This window comes from Mesorhizobium silamurunense (assembly GCF_014843905.1).
Classification (GTDB): domain Bacteria; phylum Pseudomonadota; class Alphaproteobacteria; order Rhizobiales; family Rhizobiaceae; genus Mesorhizobium; species Mesorhizobium silamurunense.
The window spans coordinates 1-585 of the sequence record NZ_LPVS01000188.1 but is presented as its reverse complement, the minus strand read 5'-3'; the positions used below and the strand labels follow the sequence as shown (position 1 = coordinate 585).

The window sequence follows — 585 nt, the reverse complement described above, 5'->3', positions numbered from 1 at the left end:
AGGGGGGTTATGCCAACAACACGCGCTCGATCTACGGCCTCGCCGCGAAGGCGGAGAACGAGGACGTGCGGATCGCGACCGGCGTGAACGTCCTCGGCTTCGAGAAGGACGCCAAGGGCGCGGTTAAGGCCGTCGTCACCGACCAGGGCAAGATTGGCTGCGACCAGGTCATCATCGGTACCGGCCCGTGGGTCAAGCAGATCTGGGACATGCTCGAGCTGCCGAAGGCGATCTCGATCAAGGGTCGCGATGGCAGGATGCACCACGACGTGCCAATGTGGACCTTCTGGTCGCTGCAGGAAGGCACGCTCGGCGTCGATCCGAAGCTGCAGCGCACCAATGACGGCAAGATGCCGCCAGTGATCCATGTCGACACCGATGCGCCGCTCCATTCCGATGTCGACGGCACGGTGATCACGGACAAGCTGTGGGGCATTTACTACAAGCCCGACTTCCACTTCGGCGGGGTGCAGGGCGGCGCCATGCCGTTCAAGGTGCCGACTGCGCCGGAGCAGGTGAAGATCGATCCCTACGGCCCGGAGAGCCCGGACTTCATCGTCGGCGACGACTTTGCCCACATGTGGG

Annotated in this window: 1 protein-coding gene; it reads left to right on the top strand. The window is 63.9% G+C overall.

What is annotated here, in order from left to right; translation table 11 throughout:
* Nucleotides 1–585: FAD-dependent oxidoreductase (locus AU465_RS32975; protein WP_192257181.1), on the top strand; the 585-nt coding region annotated here is incomplete at both ends.